Below are 18468 nucleotides of genomic sequence, written 5' to 3'. Positions count from 1 at the left end.
CCCGCCCAAAGGCTGATGTGGCCCGGACAAGTTTGTCCACAGGTCCGTGCACGGGCCTTGACGTGATCGCCGGTCATTGTCACATTCATCAGTGTCAAGTTACGGGCGCGTACGGCTACACGGACAACGGACGGACGGCTGGCATGGCTGGGGAAACCAAGCAACGCACGACGCGACGCTCAGCGTTCACCGGAGCGACCGGGACCGCGGGAGTCGCCGGGCTCGGCGCCGAACTGCGCGGATTCAGAGAGGTCCAACGCCTCGCCTACGAGTGCGCCGAGGCCGTGGCGGCGCAGCTCCGCCCGGGCGTGACCGAACGCGAGGCGGCGCGGATGCAGCGCGAGTGGCTGCGCGAGCGCGGTGTGCGGGACTGGTTCCACCTGCCGTTCGCGTGGTTCGGAGACCGCACCGCCTTCGCGAACTTCAAGATCCCCCTGCAGTTCTTCCCGACGAACCGGAGGTTGGAGCCGGGGATGCCCTTCATCCTCGACATGGCCCCGGTCCACAAGGGCTACGCCGCGGACGTCGGATACTCGGGGAGCCTTGGTCTGCATCCCGTCCAGGACCGCTTGATGGCGGACCTGCGACCGCACCGCGAGCTGATCTTGAGCCAGGTCCGCGAGCGCCGCTCCCTGCGCGAGATATACGAGAACGTCGAACGGCTCATGACCCGGCAGGGCTACGCCAACCGGCACCGGGCCTATCCCTTCGGCGTGATCGCCCACAAGCTGGACCGGGTCAGGGAGCGGCGCTGGTCACCGACCGCGTTCGGGTTCGGCACCCAGTCCCTCAAGGGCCTGGCGAGCGACGCCCTGCACGGGCACCGCGAGGGTTGGTCACCGCTGTGGAGCCCCTACCACTTCTCCGATCACGTGCCGCGGCCCGGCCTGTGGGCGGTGGAGCCACATCTGGGCTTTCGTGGGACCGGCGCGAAGTTCGAGGAGATCCTGGTCGTCACCGACTCCCGGGACCCCGAGGAGAGCGCCTTCTGGTTGGACGACGATCTGCCGCACGTGCGGCGCTGGGCTGAGGAGAAGGCGGCATGAGCGGCATCGGCGGAACGGGTCTGGAAGGCGCGCGCGAGCGCCGGGTGAGCACCGGCGGGATCGAACTGTGCGTCGTCGAGCTGGGGGAGGTGGACCGGCCGACCGTCGTGCTGGTGCACGGCTACCCGGACAGCAAGGAGGTCTGGTCGGAGGTCGCCCGGCGGCTGGCCGAGCACTTCCACGTGGTGCTGTACGACGTACGGGGCCACGGCCGCTCGTCGGCCCCCGTCCCCCTGCGCGGCGGCTTCACCCTGGAGAAGCTGACGGACGACTTCCTGGCCGTCGCCGACGCGGTGAGCCCGGACCGGCCGGTGCACCTGGTCGGCCACGACTGGGGCTCCGTACAGGGCTGGGAGTTCGCGACGGTCTCCCGCACCGAGGGCAGGATCGCCTCGTTCACCTCCATGTCGGGGCCCTCCCTCGACCACTTCGGGCACTGGATCAAGAAGCGGATGGCCCGGCCCACCCCTCGCCGGGCCGCCCAACTGCTCAACCAGGGCGCGAAGTCCTGGTACGTGGCCATGCTGCACACTCCGGTGCTGCCCGAGCTGGCCTGGCGCGGACCGCTCGGCAAGCAGTGGCCCCGGATCCTCCAGCGCATGGAGAAGGTCCCGGCCGGCGACTACCCGACGGCGTCCCTGCCCTCGGACGCCGCGCACGGGGCCTGGCTCTACCGCGACAACGTGCGATCCCGGATGCGCAGGCCGCGCGCCGACGCGTACGCGCACGTACCCGTGCAGCTGATCACGCCCACCGGGGACGCGTTCCTGTCCGAGCGGCTCTACGACGAACTCGAACTGTGGGCCCCGGACCTGGTGCGGCGCACCCTGCCCGCGAAGCACTGGGTGCCGCGCACCCGACCGGATCAACTGGCCTCCTGGATCACCGAGTTCGTCAACGCTCGGGAGGAACCGGCGACGCGCGCCCCGGAGCACAAGGCCCCCGGCCGGTACGCCGACCGGTTCGGCGGCCAACTGGTCCTGGTCACCGGCGCAGCCAGCGGCATCGGACGGGCCACCGCCTTCGCCTTCGCCGAGGCCGGAGCCCGGGTCGTGTGCGTGGACCGGGACGCGGAGGGTGCGGCGCGCACCGCCGACATGGCCCGTCTGGTGGGAGCCCCCCAGGCCTGGGGCGAATGCGTGGACGTCAGCGACGAGCAGGCGATGGAGAAGCTCGCGGAGAAGGTCGCCGCCGAGTACGGAATCGTGGACGTCCTGGTCAACAACGCCGGGATCGGGCTCTCCGGATCCTTCCTCGACACCAGCGCCGAGGACTGGAAGAAGGTCCTCGACGTCAACCTGTGGGGTGTCATCCACGGCTGCCGCATCTTCGGCAAGCAGATGGCCGACCGCGATCAGGGCGGTCACATCGTCAACACCGCCTCGGCCGCCGCCTATCTGCCCTCCAAGACCCTGCCCGCGTACAGCACCTCCAAGGCCGCGGTGTTGATGCTGTCGGAGTGCCTGCGCGCGGAACTCGCCTCGAAGTCGATCGGTGTCTCGGCCATCTGTCCCGGCATCGTCAACACCAACATCACCGCCACCTCCCGCTTCGCCGGCGTGGACGAGGCCGAGGAGAAGCGCCGGCAGGAGCGCTCCTCGCGCTTGTACGGCCTGCGCAACTTCCCGCCGGAGAAGGTCGCGGACGCGATCTTGCTGGCCGTCGTGAAGAACCAGGCCGTGGTGCCGGTGACACCCGAGTCCAAGGGCGCCCTGTTGTTGTCCCGCCTCGCGCCGGGCGCCCTGCGACGGATCGCGAAACTGGAGCCCCGGCTGTGAACGGGCCGGGACCCGGGAGTGAGCGGGCCGGAGCCCCGGGGGTGAGCGGGCCGGAGCCCCGGGGGTGAGCGGGCCGGAGCCCCGGGGGGGGTGAGCGGCAGGTCGACGGGGGCCGCGCGGACCCCGTCGACGCGGAGAGAGCGCGGCACGGCCATACCCCGCTCACTGCGGCGGTCGTACCATCCCTCGCAGGAGGGCTCGCTGCGCAGGGCGGTGGAGTACCTGGCGGCGCCACCTGCCGCCCGGACCGCGGCGGGCGCGGTCGGCCGAGCCGCCATGTCGTAGGGAGCCGGGATTGTCCGATCAGGCGGTAGCCGAGTACCGGATCGAGGATCTGGCGCACCACAGCGGCGCGACGGTGCGCACGATCAGGGCGTACCAGGACCGCGGTCTGCTACCGAAGCCGGAGCGACGAGGCCGTTCGAACGTCTACCGGGACACGCACCTGGCGCGCCTGCGCCAGATCGCGGACCTGCTGGACCGCGGATACACCCTGGCCTCCATCAAGGAGCTGCTGGAGGCGTGGGACGCGGGGCGCGGGCTGGGCGGCGTCCTGGGCCTGGTGGCCGAGGTGCACGGGCCGTGGACCGACGAGGAGGCTGACCGGATCAGCCGGTCCGAACTCAACGAGCGGTTCGGCGGGCGGCCCGACGACGACGCGGTGGGCGAGGCGTGCGAGCTCGGGGTGCTGGAACGCATCCCGGGCCGCCCGGACGAGTTCCTGGTGCCGTCCCCACAGGAACTGGCGGTGGCCTCGGAGCTGTACGCGGCGGGGGTGCCGCTCGTGGCGATCACCGGCCATCTGCGGGAGTTGCGCGGGCAGGTCGAGCACATCGCGTCGCGCTTCCTGGAGTTCACCACCGAGCACGTCTTCGCCCGCTATCTGGGGCACGTCCCGCCCACGGACACGGACGCGTCGGAAGCGGCGGCGATGGTCCGAAGACTGCGGCCGCTGGCCCAACAGACGGTGGACGCGGAGTTGGCACGGGCCATGAGGCTGCTGGCCACCCGCCACCTCCAGCAGCACCTGGGCGCGGCCGGGGCCGCGCAGCCCTCGGGGCCCACCCCGGTGGCGTTGCCGGCCGCGACGGTACGGGCGGTGCAGGAGCTGGTGGGCCCCGACCATGTGGCGGAGTTCGTCCGGGCGGCGACGGAACGGGAGATCCAGGCCCGGACCATGAACGAACTGGTCGGCAGGGGCGGCCGGTAGTAATCGATCAGTAGTCCACAGGGCGAATCGCCCTCTTGCCTGCAAAACCGACTGAATCGGCTGTGGACAAGTCAAGTTTCCCTGTGGGCAACCCCTTTCGGTCTCAAGCAGTGATACCCAGCCGGGGGTCGGGGCGGGGGATATCGGCCATCGTCGTCTCCGGCCCGAGCTCTGCGCCACCGGATCCGGGCCGGGCGTCGCGCCGCCCTCCGTCGGGGCCCACGCCGGACGTGGTGTCCGTCGCGGCATCCGGACCCCCCGCCTGCCCGTTGTCCGGACCGGCACCCGATCCCGTGTCCGATCCCGTGTCCGATCCGGCGGCCGATCCGGCGGCCGATCCGGCGGCGTTACCCGATCCGGCGGCCGACCCGGCTGCGCGCCGGGCACCGCGGTCGGTGCGATCGGTGCGGGCATTGCCGTAGAGCGCCCCGGCCAGGGCGAGGCCGAGGATCCCGCCCAGCAATTGGGCCGCCACGAAACCGGGCAGTGACTGGGGGGCGATCCCGGTGAAGGAGTCGCTGAAGGCGCGCCCGACGGTGCCCGCGGGATTGGCGAAGGAGCCCGACGAGGTGAACCAGATCGCGGCCGCGATGTAGGCGGCGACGGCGGCCGGGATCAGCTTGGCCCGGCCGATCCGGCCGAGCCCCTGGATGACCAGCACCAGGCCCGCGGTAGCGACGACCTCGCCGATCAGCAGATGCCCGCCCCCGCGGATCCGGGTGGCGAAGGTCCCCGGCAGGCGCCCGAACATGGCCTCGGCGAGGAGTGCACCGGCGATGGCGCCCACGGTCTGGGCAGCGGTGTAGACGAGGGCGTCCCTGCCGTCGAGCCCCTGACCTCCGGTGCGACGCGCCCACCAGGAGGTGAGCGTGACCACCGGGTTGAGGTGGGCGCCCGACAACGGCCCGAACAGCGTGATGATCAGGCCGAGGCCGATGGCGGAGGCGAGCGAGTTGGCGACCAGGGCGACACCGGTGTCTCGGCTCAGGGCGGCGGCCTGGATCCCCGAACCGATCACCACCACGAGCAGGCCTGCGGTACCGATGAGCTCGGCGGTCGCACGACGTGGCAGCGAAGCATCGATTGTCATGATTTCTCCCCCAAGGACGTCAGCTCAGCGGAAAATGTATTCCGTATCTTGGAAACGCGATAGGGGGAGTCCAGGTTCACCGACCCAACCGAAAATCACTGCCGCGAGGGCCCGCGACCCGGCACGCTGGGGCCATGGATGACAGACGCACCGTGAAGGTGTCCAAATACGTCTCGAAACACCTGCGACATCAGCCGGAACGGATCGGACTGGTGCTCGACCCACACGGGTGGGTCGAGATCGACGACCTCCTGAACGCGGCGGCCGGCCACGGATTCCCCATCACCCGGACGGAACTCGACCACGTCGTCGCGGCCAACGACAAACAGCGCTTCGCCATCGACGGCACCCGCATCAGGGCGAGCCAGGGACACACGGTCGCCGTGGACCTTGACCTCCCCGAGGCCGAACCGCCCGCGTACCTCTACCACGGCACCGTCGCCGCGACCCTGGCCGCCATCCGCGCCGAGGGCCTGCGCCCGATGGCCCGTCACCACGTCCACCTGTCCCCGGACCGGGAGACCGCGACCCGGGTGGGCGCGCGACGCGGCCGGCCGGTCGTACTCAGCGTGGACGCGGGCGCGATGCGGGCGGCCGGACACGTGTTCCGGATCAGCGCCAACGGCGTGTGGCTGGTGGACGCCGTACCGCCGGAGTTCCTGCGCTTCCAGTGACGCGGCGCCCCACACAATTCACAGGGAGAATGTCAGATCATCCCCCTAACCTGTTCCCACTCCGGGATCGGTGAGGGGGGCACCTCGCGATCGCCGAACCATCCATGCGAACACGTGAGGTGACGCCCCATGACGTCCGAATCCACATCCCAAGCCGCATCCGACGCCGCATCCGACGCCCCGTCCCAAGCCGCGTCCGACGCCCCGAGCGACATCGCGACCGAAGCCCCGACCGGACCCGCGGTCAACAGCTTCCAGGTCGACCTGCGCGGCCTGGTGGACCTGCTCTCCCACCACCTGTACTCCAGCCCGCGCGTCTACGTCCGCGAGCTGCTCCAGAACGCCGTCGACGCCATCACCGCCCGCCACGCGCACGAGCCCGAGGCACAGGTCCGCATTCGTCTCACCGCCTCCGCCGGCCGTGTCACCATCGAGGACTCCGGCATCGGCCTGACCGCGGCCGAGGCCCACTCCCTCCTCGCCACCATCGGCCGCAGCTCCAAGCGCGGCAACGGCGGCATCGAGGAACAGGGCCTGGAGGACACCCGCCGGCAGTTCCTGGGCCAGTTCGGCATCGGACTGCTCGCCTGCTTCGTCGTCGCGCGTCAGATCCGCGTCGTCACCCGGTCCGCACGCGACCCCCTCGCGGCACCCGTGGAATGGCTGGCCACGGACGACGGTTCCTACACCGTCCGCGAGCTTCCCCACGAAGCACGCCCGGAACCCGGTACGACCGTCCACCTGGAGACCCGCCCTGGTGCCGAGGAATGGACCGAGCCCGCCAGGGTCGAACGGCTCGCGCGCGACTACGGCTCACTGCTCCACCACGACATCACCTTCGACGACGGCGAAGGCGGCGAGCCCCGCCCGATCACCGATCGGCCCGCGGTGTGGGACCGCTCCTTCCCCACCCCGGCCGCCCGTCGCGTCGCGCTCGCCGGACACTGCGCGCAGCTCTTCGGTTTCACCCCGCTCGACAGCATCGACCTCGACCTGCCCGTCGCCGGCGTGCGCGGAGTCGCCTACGTCCTCGCCGAACCCACCAGCCCCGCCCACCGGGCCGGACACCGGGTCCACCTCAAGGGCATGCTGCTGACCGACCAGGCCGACAACCTGCTGCCGGAGTGGGCCTTCTTCGTCCGCGTCGTGCTCGACACCGACACCCTGCGGCCCACCGCCTCCCGCGAGAACCTGTACGACGACGAGACCCTCGCCGCGGTCCGCGAGGCCCTCGGTGCCCGGATCCGTGCCTGGCTCGCAGAACTCGCCGCGAGCGACCCGGAACGACTGGCTTCCTTCCTCGCCGTCCACCACCTCGGCGTGAAGTCCCTGGCCCGGCACGACGCCGAACTCCTCGGCCTGATGCTGCCCTGGTTGCCGTTCGAGACCAGCGAGGGGTCGATGAGCCTGGAGGAGTTCGCTGCCGCGCACACCGACATCCACTTCACGCGCACCGTCGAGGAGTTCCGCCAGATCGCCCCGATCGCCGCGGCCCACGGCCTCGGCGTCATCAACGCCGGCTACACCTACGACGCCGACCTGCTGGCCCTCCTTCCCGCCGTACGACCCGAGCTCAAGGTCACCGAGCTGGACGCCGGCGCCGTCACCGAGCGACTCGACCCGGTCCCGACCACCGTCGAACTGGCCCTCGCCTCCTTCCTGTCCACCGCCCGCACCCGGCTCGAACCCCAGAGCTGCGACGTGGTGCTGCGCGCCTTCCAGCCCGTGTCCGTCCCCGCGCTCTACCTCGACGACCGGCAGGCCCGCCAGGAACGCGATCGGACCGCGGCCCTCGACAGCGCCGATTCCCTGTGGACCGGCATCCTCGGCGCCCTGCGGGGTTCCGCGCCGCGCGCCCGCCTGGTCCTCAACCACAACAACCCGCTGATCCGCCGCATCGCGAACCTCCCTGACACGACCCTGACCGCGACCGCCGTCGAGTCCCTTTACGGACAGGCACTGTTGATGTCCCAGCGACCGCTGCGCCCCGCCGACTCCACCCTGCTCAACCGCGCCTTCCTGGGCCTCCTGGAATGGGCGACCCACTCCACCGACACACGGGAGAACGAGAAGTGAGCAACCTGACCCCGGAGGAGATCCGGAAGGCGCTGCACGAGAACCACCTCCTCCCCCACGGCGCCGCACGCAACGCCCAGGCCGAGGCACTCGCCGCGGCGGCCGAGGTCTGCGGCGACCGGGCCCTGTTCCGGAACGCGCTGGTGACCCTGATCGACGCGTACGAGTACAGCTCGGAACGCACCCGCATGATGGTCCCCTTCGCCCGGCTGCTCCAGGAGTACGACCGCGATCCCGGCACCTTCGACCGGGGCGAGGCCCACTCCCTCTTCTGGCGCTTCAAATGGGTCTCCGGCCAGATCATCAACTCGCCCGAGATCCCGTTGGCTTCCGCCGCCGGCTATCTGGAGGACATGGAGCGTCGCTACCGCCTCGCCGGATACAGCGAGCGTGCGGTGCGCCAGTCCGAGTACTACCTGGCGGACGCCATCGGCGACGACGAGCGCGCGGAGCGCGCGGTCGCCGCCTGGCAGGCCGCCGAGCGCGACGAGATGAGCGACTGCCACGCCTGCGAGACCAACAGTCAGGGCGCGTTCTGGGCCACGAAGGGCGACGACGCCAAGGCGATCGAGATCTGGGAGCCGGTGCTCGCGGGCAAGCAGACCTGCCAGGAGGAACCGCACCGGGTACTCGCCCGATCCTTGCTGCCGCTGCTCCGCCAAGGCCGCTTCGACGAGGCCCGCGCCCATCACCTGCGCGGCTACCGCCTGGCGCGCGGCAACGAGAGCCTGCTGCGCTCGATCGGCCAACACATCGAGTTCTGCGCCCTCACCGGCAACGAGGCACGCGGACTGGAGATCCTCTTCGACCACGACACGCACCTCAAGCCGCTCACCGACGTCAAGGCCCAACTGGACTTCCACGGCGGTGTGCTCGTTCTGTTGGAGCGGCTGACCACGCTCGGCCGCGGCGCCGGGGCGTCCGTCCCCTACGAGGGTTCCGCCCACTCCGTCGACGAGTTGTACGCGGTGCTGCGCGCCGGCTGCCTGGACGTCGCGCGCCGGTTCGACGCGCGCAACGGCAACAGCCGCGTGTCCGACCGGTTCCTCGCCCGGCTCGGTCGGGCCCCACTGGTCGACGTACTGCCCCTCGGAGTGCGCAGTTCGGCGCTGCCGCAAGCCGCACCGACCGCGGTCCCTATACCCGCCCCGGTCCGGACACCCGTCCCGGCCAAGCCGGCCAACCCTGCCGTCCCGGACGCCTCGGACGCCTCGGCACGGGCCGACGTCGACGCATCGGCGGAACGGGGCCGCCATGCCCGCGATCAGGGACACCCGGGTGCGGATGCGCTCTGGTCCCAACTCGCCGTACGCGTGGCGGCTCTCCCCGAGTCGGAAGTGGATCCGCTGCTCGCCGCGGACCTGGCGGACCACCGGGCCGTGTCCGCGGCCCGTGCCGGCGCCCCCGAGGCGGCGGAACTGCTGGCAGCCGCCCGGGACCGTTACCGGGCCCTGGGGCAGGCGGAGCGAGCCGCGCTGGCGGAGCTGCGCCTGGCGGGCGTCGCCGCACAGGCCGGGGCGGATCCGACGGAGACGCGGGGGCTGCTCGCGACGGCCTTCAGCGCCGCCGAGGCGCTGGATCCGGCCGACCCGGCACGGGGCCGCCGCATCGCGCGCGCCGAGCTGACCACGATCCGTCTGGAGCCGTACCTGCGGTCGATCGAGGCCGCCCACGAGCACGACGAGTCCGGGCACGACGCTGGGCACGACCACGAGCAGGACCATGGACACGCCGAACTGGCCGCCGAACTCGACTCCTTCATCACCTCGTACGCGCAGTCATTGCCCGACGTGGCGGCGGAGGCCGAAGAGATGCTGGGCCGGGTGATTCTCGCGCAGGGCGACCCGGAGCGGGCCCTGTCGTCGCTGGCCGCGTCCGCCGACCGGGCCGTCGCGGCGGGCTGCCCCTGGCAGGCGGTGGACGCCCTGGTGCTGCGGGCCGGCGTACTGCTCTCGTTGGGCAGGCCCGAGGAGGCCGAGGAAGCTGCCCGGTCCGGGCTCGAACACGCCGCCGAGCTGACCGATCCCGAGGAGCAGGGCGTCGCACGGCTCACCTTGGCCGACACCCTGCTGCGTCGACGCGACGGAGCCGAGGAGGCCGCCGAACACGCGCTGACGGCGGCGCACTGGTTCGACCAGGCGGGTCTGAGCGCGGATGGGGGCGCGCAGGCGCGGCTGCTGCTGGCACGGGCGTACGCGCGGACCGAACGGTACGCCGACGCCGCGGAAGTGGTGCAGTCGACGCTGCCGGATCTGTTGGAGCACGGTGAGCAGCAGGCCGTCTTCGTACGGGAGTTCCTCGGGGATCTCCTGCGCGAGGTACGGGACCTGCCGGCCTCGGCGGAGCAGTACCTGCACGCCGCGGAGCTCACCAAGGACTGGGAGGACCCCCGTCCCCAGGCGGGCTTCGCGCAGGCTGCGGCCGACCAGCTCGCCGGCACGGAGCTGGTGCGAGAGGCGGCGGCCGCGTACGAACGGGCTCTGGAGCTGTATCGGCGCGCGGGCGGCGCGCCGGTCGCGGAGGCGCGGATCCTGCGTTCGTCGGCCTGGTTGGCGCTGCGCGAGGAGGTCACCGTGGACACGGTGGCGGCGGCCAGGGCCCTGATGGACGAGGCCGCCGGGGTGCTGGAGGCGGCTTTGACCACCGAGCCGCAGGACCCGGAACTCCGGGCCGAACTCGCGCAGACCTGGCACCAGTCGGCGCAGGTCCTGGACCGTCAGGTCCGGGCGATGGAAGGGGCCGACGAGGAGAACGACGACGAGGGCGGGGCAGAGAGCGCTGCCTCAGCGGTCACCGCGCTCGGCGAGGCGGAGCTCACGGCGCTGCGACTGGAGGAGATCCGTCTGTGGGACCGTGCCGCGGTCGTCTACGCGGAGCTCGGTCACGACCACCTGGAGGACCGCTTCCAGTGCATGAACAACGCCGCTTGGACCGAACAGGAGCTGGGCCGCCCGGAAGCGGGCGTCGAGCGGATCACGGCGCTGATGGAGGAACTCCGGGCGCTGCCCGAAGGCGTCACACAGGAATGGATGCTGCCGAACGCGGAACGGATCATCGCCCGCCTGAGGGCCTGAAGACCGATGCCCTGAGGGCCTGAGGGCCCGACACCCTGCGGGTCCCCGTCCCGTCGCTTCATCGCGGCGGGACGGGAACGGGGACGGGGACGGCTCTCGTGTCCGGGCCGGCAGGGCCTCAGCCTTCGAGCTGGGCCAGGGCCTCGGTGGCGATGCGCTCGAACACGGCCTCGTCGGCGGCGAAGTCGGAGTTCGGAATCGGTGCGTGGACGACCAGTTCCGTGAAACCGAGCTCCTGATGGCGGCCGGCGAAGTCGACGAACGCGTCCACGGATCCCAGCAGCGTGCCGCGCTCCGGGGTGAAGCCCGTCAGCAGGACCTTCTCCATCGCCCCGAAGTCGCGCTCGATCTCCACACAGGCCTTCTCCAGCTTGCCGAGCTGCCCGCGCAGGGCCTCCAACGACTGCTCGGGAGTCCCCTCGAAGACCTTCGGATCACCCGCCGTCACCCAGGCCTGGCCGTGTCGCGCCACGACCTTCATGCCGCGGGGCCCGGTCGCCGCGACCGCGAACGGCAACCGCGGCCGCTGAACGCATCCGGGAATGTTGCGGGCCTCCACGGCGGAGTAGAAGGCGCCGTCCTCGGTCACCGCGTCCTCGGTCAGCAGCCGGTCCAGGAGCGGCACGAACTCGGCGAAGCGGTCGGCCCTCTCGCGCGGGGTCCACGGTTCCTGACCCAGCGCGGTCGCGTCGAAGCCGTTGCCGCCCGCCCCGATACCAAGGGTGACGCGCCCGCCGGAGATGTCGTCCAGGGACATCAGGTCCTTGGCCAGGGTCACCGGGTGTCGGAAGTTCGGCGAGGTGACGAGCGTGCCCAATCGGATCCGCTCGGTGGCGCAGGCCGCCGCGGTCAGGGTGGGAATCGCGCCGTACCAGGGGCCGTCACGGAAGGTCCGCCAGGTGAGGTGGTCGTAGGTGTACGCGGTGTGGAACCCGAGCTCTTCGGCCCTCGACCACTGGTCGCGGCCTCCTTCGTGCCACGGTCGGACGGGGAGAATCACAGTGCTCAGACGCAGACTCATACAGGCGAGCGTAAGGCGGTGCCCGCGTGTTTCACGTGAAACATTCGCGGTCTCCGCCTCCGACCGGGCTCGGTTTCACGTGAAACATCGCCCGGGACCCGCGGCGGCACCGCGAAGCAGCGGGAAGCAGCGGGAAGCAGCGAATCCCACGCGGCAGGCCGGCCGATCTTGGTCCAGCGCCATGGGCCCATGGGCGAAGATGGAACCGTGACCTCGGCTCCCCAGCGCCCGGACGGGCCAACCCCCTCTCCCCGGCTCATCGCCACCGACCTCGACGGCACCCTGCTGCGCGACGACAAGACCGTCTCGCCCCGCACCGTCGCCGCACTCGCCGCCGCCGAGGAGGCCGGGATCGAGGTCTTCTTCGTGACCGGACGCCCGGCCCGCTGGATGGGCGTGGTCAGCGACCATGTCCACGGCCATGGTCTGGCGATCTGCGCGAACGGCGCGGCCGTGGTCGACCTCCACGCCGGCCCCGAGTTCGTACAGGTCCGGGGGCTCCCTCGGGCCACCGCGCTCACGGTCGTGGACGCCCTGCGGGCCGCCGCTCCCGGTACGACCTTCGCCGTGGAACGCACCACCGGGATCAATTACGAGCCGGCTTACCCGCCGTTCTTCCAGGACCCGGGTGCGACGGTGGCCACCGCCGAGAAGCTGCTGCACGAGGAGTTCGACGACAGCGCGGAACCCGTGCTGAAGCTGCTCGCGCACCATGCCGAACTGGCACCTGACGAGTTCCTGCTCCTGGCCCGTTCCGTCGCCGGCGGGTACGCGTCGATCACCCGCTCCAGCCCGACCGCCCTGCTGGAGATCAGCGGACTCGGAGTCTCCAAGGCCAGCACCCTGGCGCTGTGTTGTGCCGAGCGCGGCATTTCCCCCGCCGAGGTGGTCGCCTTCGGGGACATGCCGAACGACGTGGAAATGCTCAGCTGGGCGGGTACCTCGTACGCCATGGGCAACGCCCATCCCGACGTGATCGCGGCCGCGTCCGGCCGCACGGTCGCCAACAACGAAGACGGGGTCGCCCTCGTCATCGAGCGCATCCTGACCGAACACACCGGCTAGGAGCCGAACCGGAAGCGGCCGGGCCGGGGAGCAGCCGGGCCGGCGCTGACAGCGGGACGGCGGGACCGGCGTCGGGCACTCAGAGCGGGGCCTCCCAGACCAGGGTGGTCCCGCCGCCGTCCTCGCCGATTCCCGGGCCGTACGAGCTCGACCCGCCCAGCGACTCGGCTCGACGGCGCAGGTTCCTCAGCCCGCTGCGGCGGCCGCCCTCGGCGATGCCCACCCCGTCGTCCGCCACCTCCAACCGGACGCCGGGCCGGCCGTCGGCAAGGTGGATGGTGGAGTCCAGGACCACTTCGATCCGGGACGCCTCGGAGTGCCGGAACGCGTTCGACAGTGCCTCGCGGAGCGCCGCGATCAGGTTCTTGCCGACCAGCTCACCCACGACCGCGTCGATCGGGCCGAGGAATCGGTGCGCGGGCTTGAAGCCGAGGGGGACGGCGGCCATGTTGATCTCTCGCAGTACCCGGGTGCGCAATCCCGAAGGGGCCTCCGCCGGTCCCTGCTGGAGGGCGAAGATCGCGGTGCGGATCTCCTGGATCGTGACGTCCAGTTCGTCCACGGCCTTCCCGACCCCGTCGCTGACCTCCGGGACGAGGGACCGGCGCTGCGCGCCCTCCAACATCATTCCGGTGGCGAACAGCCGCTGGATCACCAGGTCGTGCAGATCACGGGCGATGCGGTCGCGATCCTCGAACACCGCGAGCCGCTCCCGGTCGCGCTGGGCCTCGGCCATCATCAGCGCGAGGGCGGCCTGCGAGGCGAACTGGGTCGCCAGGGTCCGCTCGGACTCGGTGAAGGGCCGCTTGCCGCGCGCCCGCGGGGTGACCAGGGCTCCGAGCACCCGTCCGCCGCTGTGGAGCGGCAGCATCATGCAGGGCCCGTACTGGCTGGTCAGCTTGCCGATCATGCGGGGGTCGGAGGAGGCGTCGTCCACGAAGACGGGCTCGCCCCGCAGTAGCTTGTCCACCACCGGGCTCTCGGCGGGGATGACCACTCCGAGCGAGGTCGCCGGGTTCTCGGCGGACACGGCGACGATCTCCATCCCGCCGTCCTCGGCCGGCAGCAGCACGATCCCGGCCGCGGAGTCGGCCAACCGGCGGGCCTGCTCGGCCACCACCGCGAGGGCGTCGTCCGCGTCCCCGCCGGACAACAGGGCCGTGGTGACGGCCACCGAGCCGTCGATCCACCGCTCGCGCTGGGTGGCGGCCTCGTACAACCGGGCGTTGCCGATGGCGATGCCCGCCTCGGTGGCCAGCACGCGGACCATGTGCACGTCGTAGTCGTTGAACTCGCCGCCGCCGTTCTTCTCGGCGAGGTACAGATTGCCGAAGATCTCGCCTTGCACCCGGATCGGGACGCCGAGGAAGGTCTTCATGGGCGGGTGATGGGCCGGGAAGCCCGACGACCGGGGATCCTTCGTGAGGTCGGCGAGCCGCACGGTGTCCGGGTGGGAGATGAGTGCGCCGAGCAGGCCCCGCTTCCCGTCCGGACGATGGCCGATCTTCCGTGCCGTCTCGGTGTTGATGCCGAAGGTGACGAAGTCCGAGAGCCCGCGGCCCTCGGTGTCGACGACGCCGATCGCCGCGTAGCGGGCGTCCGCCAGCTCGGCGGCCGTCTCGCAGATGCGGTCGAGGGTGGAGTGCAGTTCAAGGCCCGTACCGACCGAGCGCATGGCCTCCAGCAGTTGCGGCACCCGGGCGGTGAGCTCGGTGGAGAGGCCCTGCAGACTCCTGGTGGCCTGGGTGGCGGCCTCCAGCGGGTCGGGTGTTCTCCGTGATGGTTCCGGTGGTTCCTGAGACTCCTGCACTGACATGCCCTTGAGCCTAGTTAGTCCACTTTATTGGGGAAAGTCGGCCTGCTGTTCCCGGCCGGCAGTGCGTCCGCCTCCCGTTCCCGCTCCAGGAGCCGCCGCAGTGGCCCCTCGATGACGGCCAGCTCCTCGTACCCGCCACGCTGTACGACCGCGCCCCGATCCAGGACGATCACCTCGTCCACCGCCTCCAGGCCGGCCAAGCGGTGTGTGATCAGCACCGTGGTCCGGCCCTCGGTGGCCGCCAACAGGTCCGCGGTCAGCGCGTCCGCCGTCGCGAGGTCGAGGTGCTCGGCCGGCTCGTCCAGGACCAGGACGGGGAAGTCCGCGAGCAGCGCCCGGGCCAGGGCCAGCCGTTGGCGCTGACCGCCGGAGATCCGCTCCCCGTGTTCGCCGACGAGGGTGTCCAGACCGTCGGGAAGCCCGTCGGCCCATTCCAGCAGTCGCGCCGCGGCGAGCGCCTGCCTCAGCTGCGCCTCGGTCGCGTCGGTGCGGGCCAGGCGCAGGTTCTCCCGTACCGAACTGTCGAAGATGTGCGCGTCCTGGGCACACAGGCCCACGATCCGCCGCACGTCGTCGCCGGCGAGCGAGCGCGTGTCGACCCCGCCCAGGGTGTACGAGCCCTGGCTCTGGTCCAGGAATCGCAGCAGGACCTGTGCCAGCGTGGTCTTGCCCGAGCCCGACGGCCCGACGACCGCGACACGGCGGCCGGCCTCCAACGTCAGGTCGAGTCCCTCCAGCGCGTCCCGCTCCTGGCCGGGGTGCCGGGCGGTGAGCCCCGTCACCCGCAGGGGGAAGGGCGAGACGGGCATCGCGTGCGGCCGGTCCGGTTCGGCGACCGGAGCCGGCGCGTCGATGACCTCGTAGACCCGCTCGGCACTGCGGCGCACCCGCTGCCGGTACTGCACCGCGAGCGGAAGTCCGGTGACGGCCTCGAAGGCGGCCAACGGAGTCAGCACGATCACCGCCATCGTCACCCCGGACAGCCGGCCGTCGACCACGGCGTTCGCGCCGAAGAGGGCGGCGACCACCACGGTCAGACCGCACACCAGGGCGGACAGTCCACCGCCGAGCCCCGTCGCGGCCGCGCCCCGCCAGGCGATGTCGGTCAGCCCCCGGTCGCTCGCACGCACGGCGGCCTTCCGCCCCTCCAACGCACCGGCGACGGTCAACTCGGCGGTACCGGTCAGCAGGTCGGCCACCCGGGTGGCGAGCCGTCCTCGGGCGGGCGCCAGCCGGCGTTCGGCGCGGCGGGCGACGGCGCCGCTGACCAGGGGCACCCCGACACCGGCCGCGAGCAGGCCGACGGCGAGCGCGGCGCCGGCTTCCGGCAGCAGCCAGGCGGTGAAGACCACCGAGCCGGTGCCGACGAGTACCGCCGTGCCGACGGGAAGGAGCCAGCGCAACCAGTAGTCCTGCAGGGCGTCCGCGTCGGCCACCAGCCGGGACAGGAGGTCCCCGCGCCGCTGTTCGCGCAGTCCGGCCGGGGCGATCCGCTCCAACCGCCGGAACACCGAGACCCGCAGATCGGCGAGCATCCGCAGGACGGCGTCGTGCGACACCAGCCGTTCGGCGTAGCGGAAGATGGCGCGCCCGATGCCGAAGGCACGGGTCGCCGTGACCGCCATCATCAAGTAAAGGACCGGCGGTTGCTCCGAGGCCCGAGAGATCAGCCATCCGGAGACGGCCATCAGACCGACACCGCACCCGACGGCCAGCGCGCCGAGCAGCAGCCCGAGCCGGAACCGCCCCTGCCAGGCCGCGGCCACCTCGCGCACCCGCCGGAGCGGATCGCGCCCGCCCGCGTCGGTGCCCGCTTCCTTCGCGGCGCCCTCGGACGCGACGCCGAGGATCCACTCGCCGGGATCGGCCGGTTCCGTGTCCCGAACCGGTCCCGCTCCCCGCGGGATCCCTGCGGGCGTGGGCGTGTCCGCCACGGGGGAGGAGCCCGCCGGGCCCGCCCCCACGACCACGACACGGTCCGCGACAGCCAGCAGCGCCGGCCGGTGCACCACCAGCAGGACGGTCCGCCCGACCGCGAGCTTCCGTACGGCCTCGACGACGGCGGCCTCGGTCTCCCCGTCCAACGCGGCGGTCGGCTCGTCCAGCAGGAGTACCGGCCGGTCCGCCAGGAAGGCCCGGGCCAGTGCCAGGCGCTGACGCTGGCCGGCGGACAGCCCCACCCCGCCCTCGCCGAGTACCGTGTCCGCGCCACGGGGCAGCGCGCTCACGAACTCCCGTGCCCCGGCGTCCGCGAGGGCCTCGGCGACGGCGTCGTCGGACGCGTCCGGCCTGGCCAGTCGCACGTTCTCCGCGATCGTCCCCGCGAACAGGTGCGGCCGCTGCGGCACCCACGCGATCCGCTCACGCCACTGCTCGGGCGCCAGATCGGCCAGGTCCACGCCCGCGACGGCCACCCGCCCGGCGGTCGGCTCCACGAATCCCAGCAGTACCTGCAACAGCGTGGACTTGCCCGCGCCGCTCGGCCCGGTGAGGGCCACGCACTCGCCCGGTTCGACGACCAGCGACACCGGTCCGGGCGAGTCCTCGCCCCGGCCCTCGTACCGGACGGCCACACCGTCCAGCGCGATGCGAAGCGGGGTGCCCGCCGGCGGGACGACCGAACCGCCACCCCGCGCGACCGGGGTCTCCAGCACCTCGAAGATCTCCTCGGCGGCGGCCAAGCCCTCGGCCGCCGCGTGGTACTGCGCCCCCACCTGGCGCAGCGGCAGATAGGCCTCCGGGGCCAGGATCAGGATGACGAGTCCGGTGTACAGGTCGAGGTCCCCGTGCACGAGCCGCATGCCGATGGTCACGGCCACCAGGGCCACCGACAGCGTGGCGAGGAGTTCCAGGGCGAAGGAGGAGAGGAAGGCGATGCGCAGCGTCCGCATCGTGGCCTGCCGGTAGTCGTCGGTGATCTTGCGGATCGATTCGGCCTGGGCCTTGGCACGGCCGAAGACCTTCAGGGTCGCAAGGCCCTCCACCACGTCCAGGAAATGCCCCGACAGCCGCGAGAGCAGCCGCCACTGGCGGTCCATCCGGGACTGGGTGGCCATGCCGATGAGGATCATGAACAGCGGGATCAGCGGCAGGGTGACGACGATGATGGCCGCCGACACCCAGTCCTCGGTGACGATCCGCGCGAGCACCGCCACCGGCACGACGACCGCGAGCCCCAGTTGGGGCAGGTAGCGGGAGAAGTAGTCGTCGAGGGCGTCCACGCCCCGGGTGGCCAGCGCCACCAGCGATCCCGTGCGTTGCCCGCTCAGCCATCCGGGCCCCAGATCGGCGGCTCGGTCCAGCAGTCGCCCCCGCAGTTCGGACTTGACCGCGGCACTGGCCCGGTGTGCGGCCAGCTCCGTGAGCCAGGCGATCAGCCCGCGCCCCAGCGCCACCGCCGCGAGCAGCAGCAGTGGCGTCCGGAGCGCCTCACCGCCCAGCCCCTCCTCGAAGGCACCGACCACGATCTCGGCGATGAGCATCGCCTGACCGATGACCAGCCCCGCCCCGGCCAGCCCGAGGGCCACCACCGCGCCCAGGAAGAGACGAGTGGAGCGGGCGTACCGCAGCAGGCGCGGGTCGATCGGTTTCACGTGAAACATCCCCTCGGCAGGGTCA

General features: G+C 71.8%; 10 protein-coding genes and 2 pseudogenes. 8 read left to right on the top strand and 4 right to left on the bottom strand.

All coding sequences use genetic code 11. The features are described 5' to 3' along the window. The first annotated feature begins 143 nt into the window (after positions 1–143). The 4 genes and pseudogenes from ADK55_RS32510 (at position 144) to ADK55_RS32500 (ending at position 4034) form a co-directional block, all read left to right on the top strand. A complete protein-coding gene (locus ADK55_RS32510; protein ID WP_234350348.1) occupies positions 144–1046 on the top strand; it encodes a M24 family metallopeptidase in 903 nt (300 codons plus the stop codon). Further along, positions 1043–2824: an SDR family oxidoreductase gene (locus tag ADK55_RS32505; RefSeq protein WP_199826687.1), complete on the top strand. Its 1782-nt coding sequence runs from the start codon at positions 1043–1045 to the stop codon at positions 2822–2824. The genes ADK55_RS32510 and ADK55_RS32505 overlap by 4 nt, the downstream gene beginning before the upstream one ends. Positions 2825–2953: 129 nt before the next feature. After that, a pseudogene (locus ADK55_RS40305) lies at positions 2954–3109 on the top strand (metal-dependent hydrolase); the annotation flags it as partial. 10 nt (positions 3110–3119) lie between these two features. Beyond that, positions 3120–4034 carry a MerR family transcriptional regulator gene (locus ADK55_RS32500; RefSeq protein ID WP_053684042.1) on the top strand — a complete coding sequence of 305 codons (915 nt, stop codon included), beginning with the start codon at positions 3120–3122 and terminating at the stop codon, positions 4032–4034. A 403-nt stretch (positions 4035–4437) separates the two neighbouring features. Here the strand turns inward: ADK55_RS32500 and ADK55_RS32495 are convergent. Then, positions 4438–5124 (bottom strand): annotated as a pseudogene (locus ADK55_RS32495) (aquaporin); the annotation flags it as partial. Positions 5125–5258: 134 nt separating this feature from the next. Here ADK55_RS32495 and ADK55_RS32490 point away from each other — a divergent pair. From ADK55_RS32490 to ADK55_RS32480, 3 genes are all read left to right on the top strand, one after another. Continuing rightward, positions 5259–5798: an RNA 2'-phosphotransferase gene (locus tag ADK55_RS32490; RefSeq protein WP_053684040.1), complete on the top strand. Its 540-nt coding sequence runs from the start codon at positions 5259–5261 to the stop codon at positions 5796–5798. Between the two features lie 129 nt (positions 5799–5927). After that, entirely contained in the window at positions 5928–7874 is a 1947-nt protein-coding gene (locus ADK55_RS32485) for an HSP90 family protein (RefSeq protein ID WP_078999684.1), read from the top strand. Beyond that, a complete protein-coding gene (locus tag ADK55_RS32480; protein WP_053684038.1) occupies positions 7871–10948 on the top strand; it encodes a hypothetical protein in 3078 nt (1025 codons plus the stop codon). The genes ADK55_RS32485 and ADK55_RS32480 overlap by 4 nt, the downstream gene beginning before the upstream one ends. Before the next feature lie 118 nt (positions 10949–11066). Here ADK55_RS32480 and ADK55_RS32475 read toward each other — a convergent pair whose 3' ends face one another. Next, positions 11067–11969 carry an LLM class flavin-dependent oxidoreductase gene (locus tag ADK55_RS32475; protein ID WP_053684035.1) on the bottom strand — a complete coding sequence of 301 codons (903 nt, stop codon included), beginning with the start codon at positions 11967–11969 and terminating at the stop codon, positions 11067–11069. A 189-nt stretch (positions 11970–12158) separates the two neighbouring features. Between ADK55_RS32475 and ADK55_RS32470 the strand changes: the two genes are divergently transcribed. After that, complete coding sequence (locus tag ADK55_RS32470) at positions 12159–13034, top strand: Cof-type HAD-IIB family hydrolase (protein WP_053684033.1); 876 nt, start codon at positions 12159–12161, stop codon at positions 13032–13034. 79 nt (positions 13035–13113) lie between these two features. Here the strand turns inward: ADK55_RS32470 and ADK55_RS32465 are convergent, their stop codons facing one another. Both ADK55_RS32465 and cydD read right to left on the bottom strand, forming a co-directional pair. Next, positions 13114–14850 (bottom strand): GAF domain-containing sensor histidine kinase, encoded by a 1737-nt coding sequence (locus tag ADK55_RS32465; protein ID WP_053684031.1) that lies wholly within the window; start codon positions 14848–14850, stop codon positions 13114–13116. Positions 14851–14864: 14 nt separating this feature from the next. Further along, positions 14865–18443: a thiol reductant ABC exporter subunit CydD gene (cydD, locus tag ADK55_RS32460; RefSeq protein ID WP_053684029.1), complete on the bottom strand. Its 3579-nt coding sequence runs from the start codon at positions 18441–18443 to the stop codon at positions 14865–14867. Positions 18444–18468 lie beyond the last annotated feature (25 nt).

The organism is Streptomyces sp. WM4235, assembly GCF_001279725.1.
GTDB lineage: Bacteria > Actinomycetota > Actinomycetes > Streptomycetales > Streptomycetaceae > Streptomyces.
Note: the sequence above shows the minus strand (reverse complement) of the source record. Positions and strands in the feature narration are given on the sequence as shown.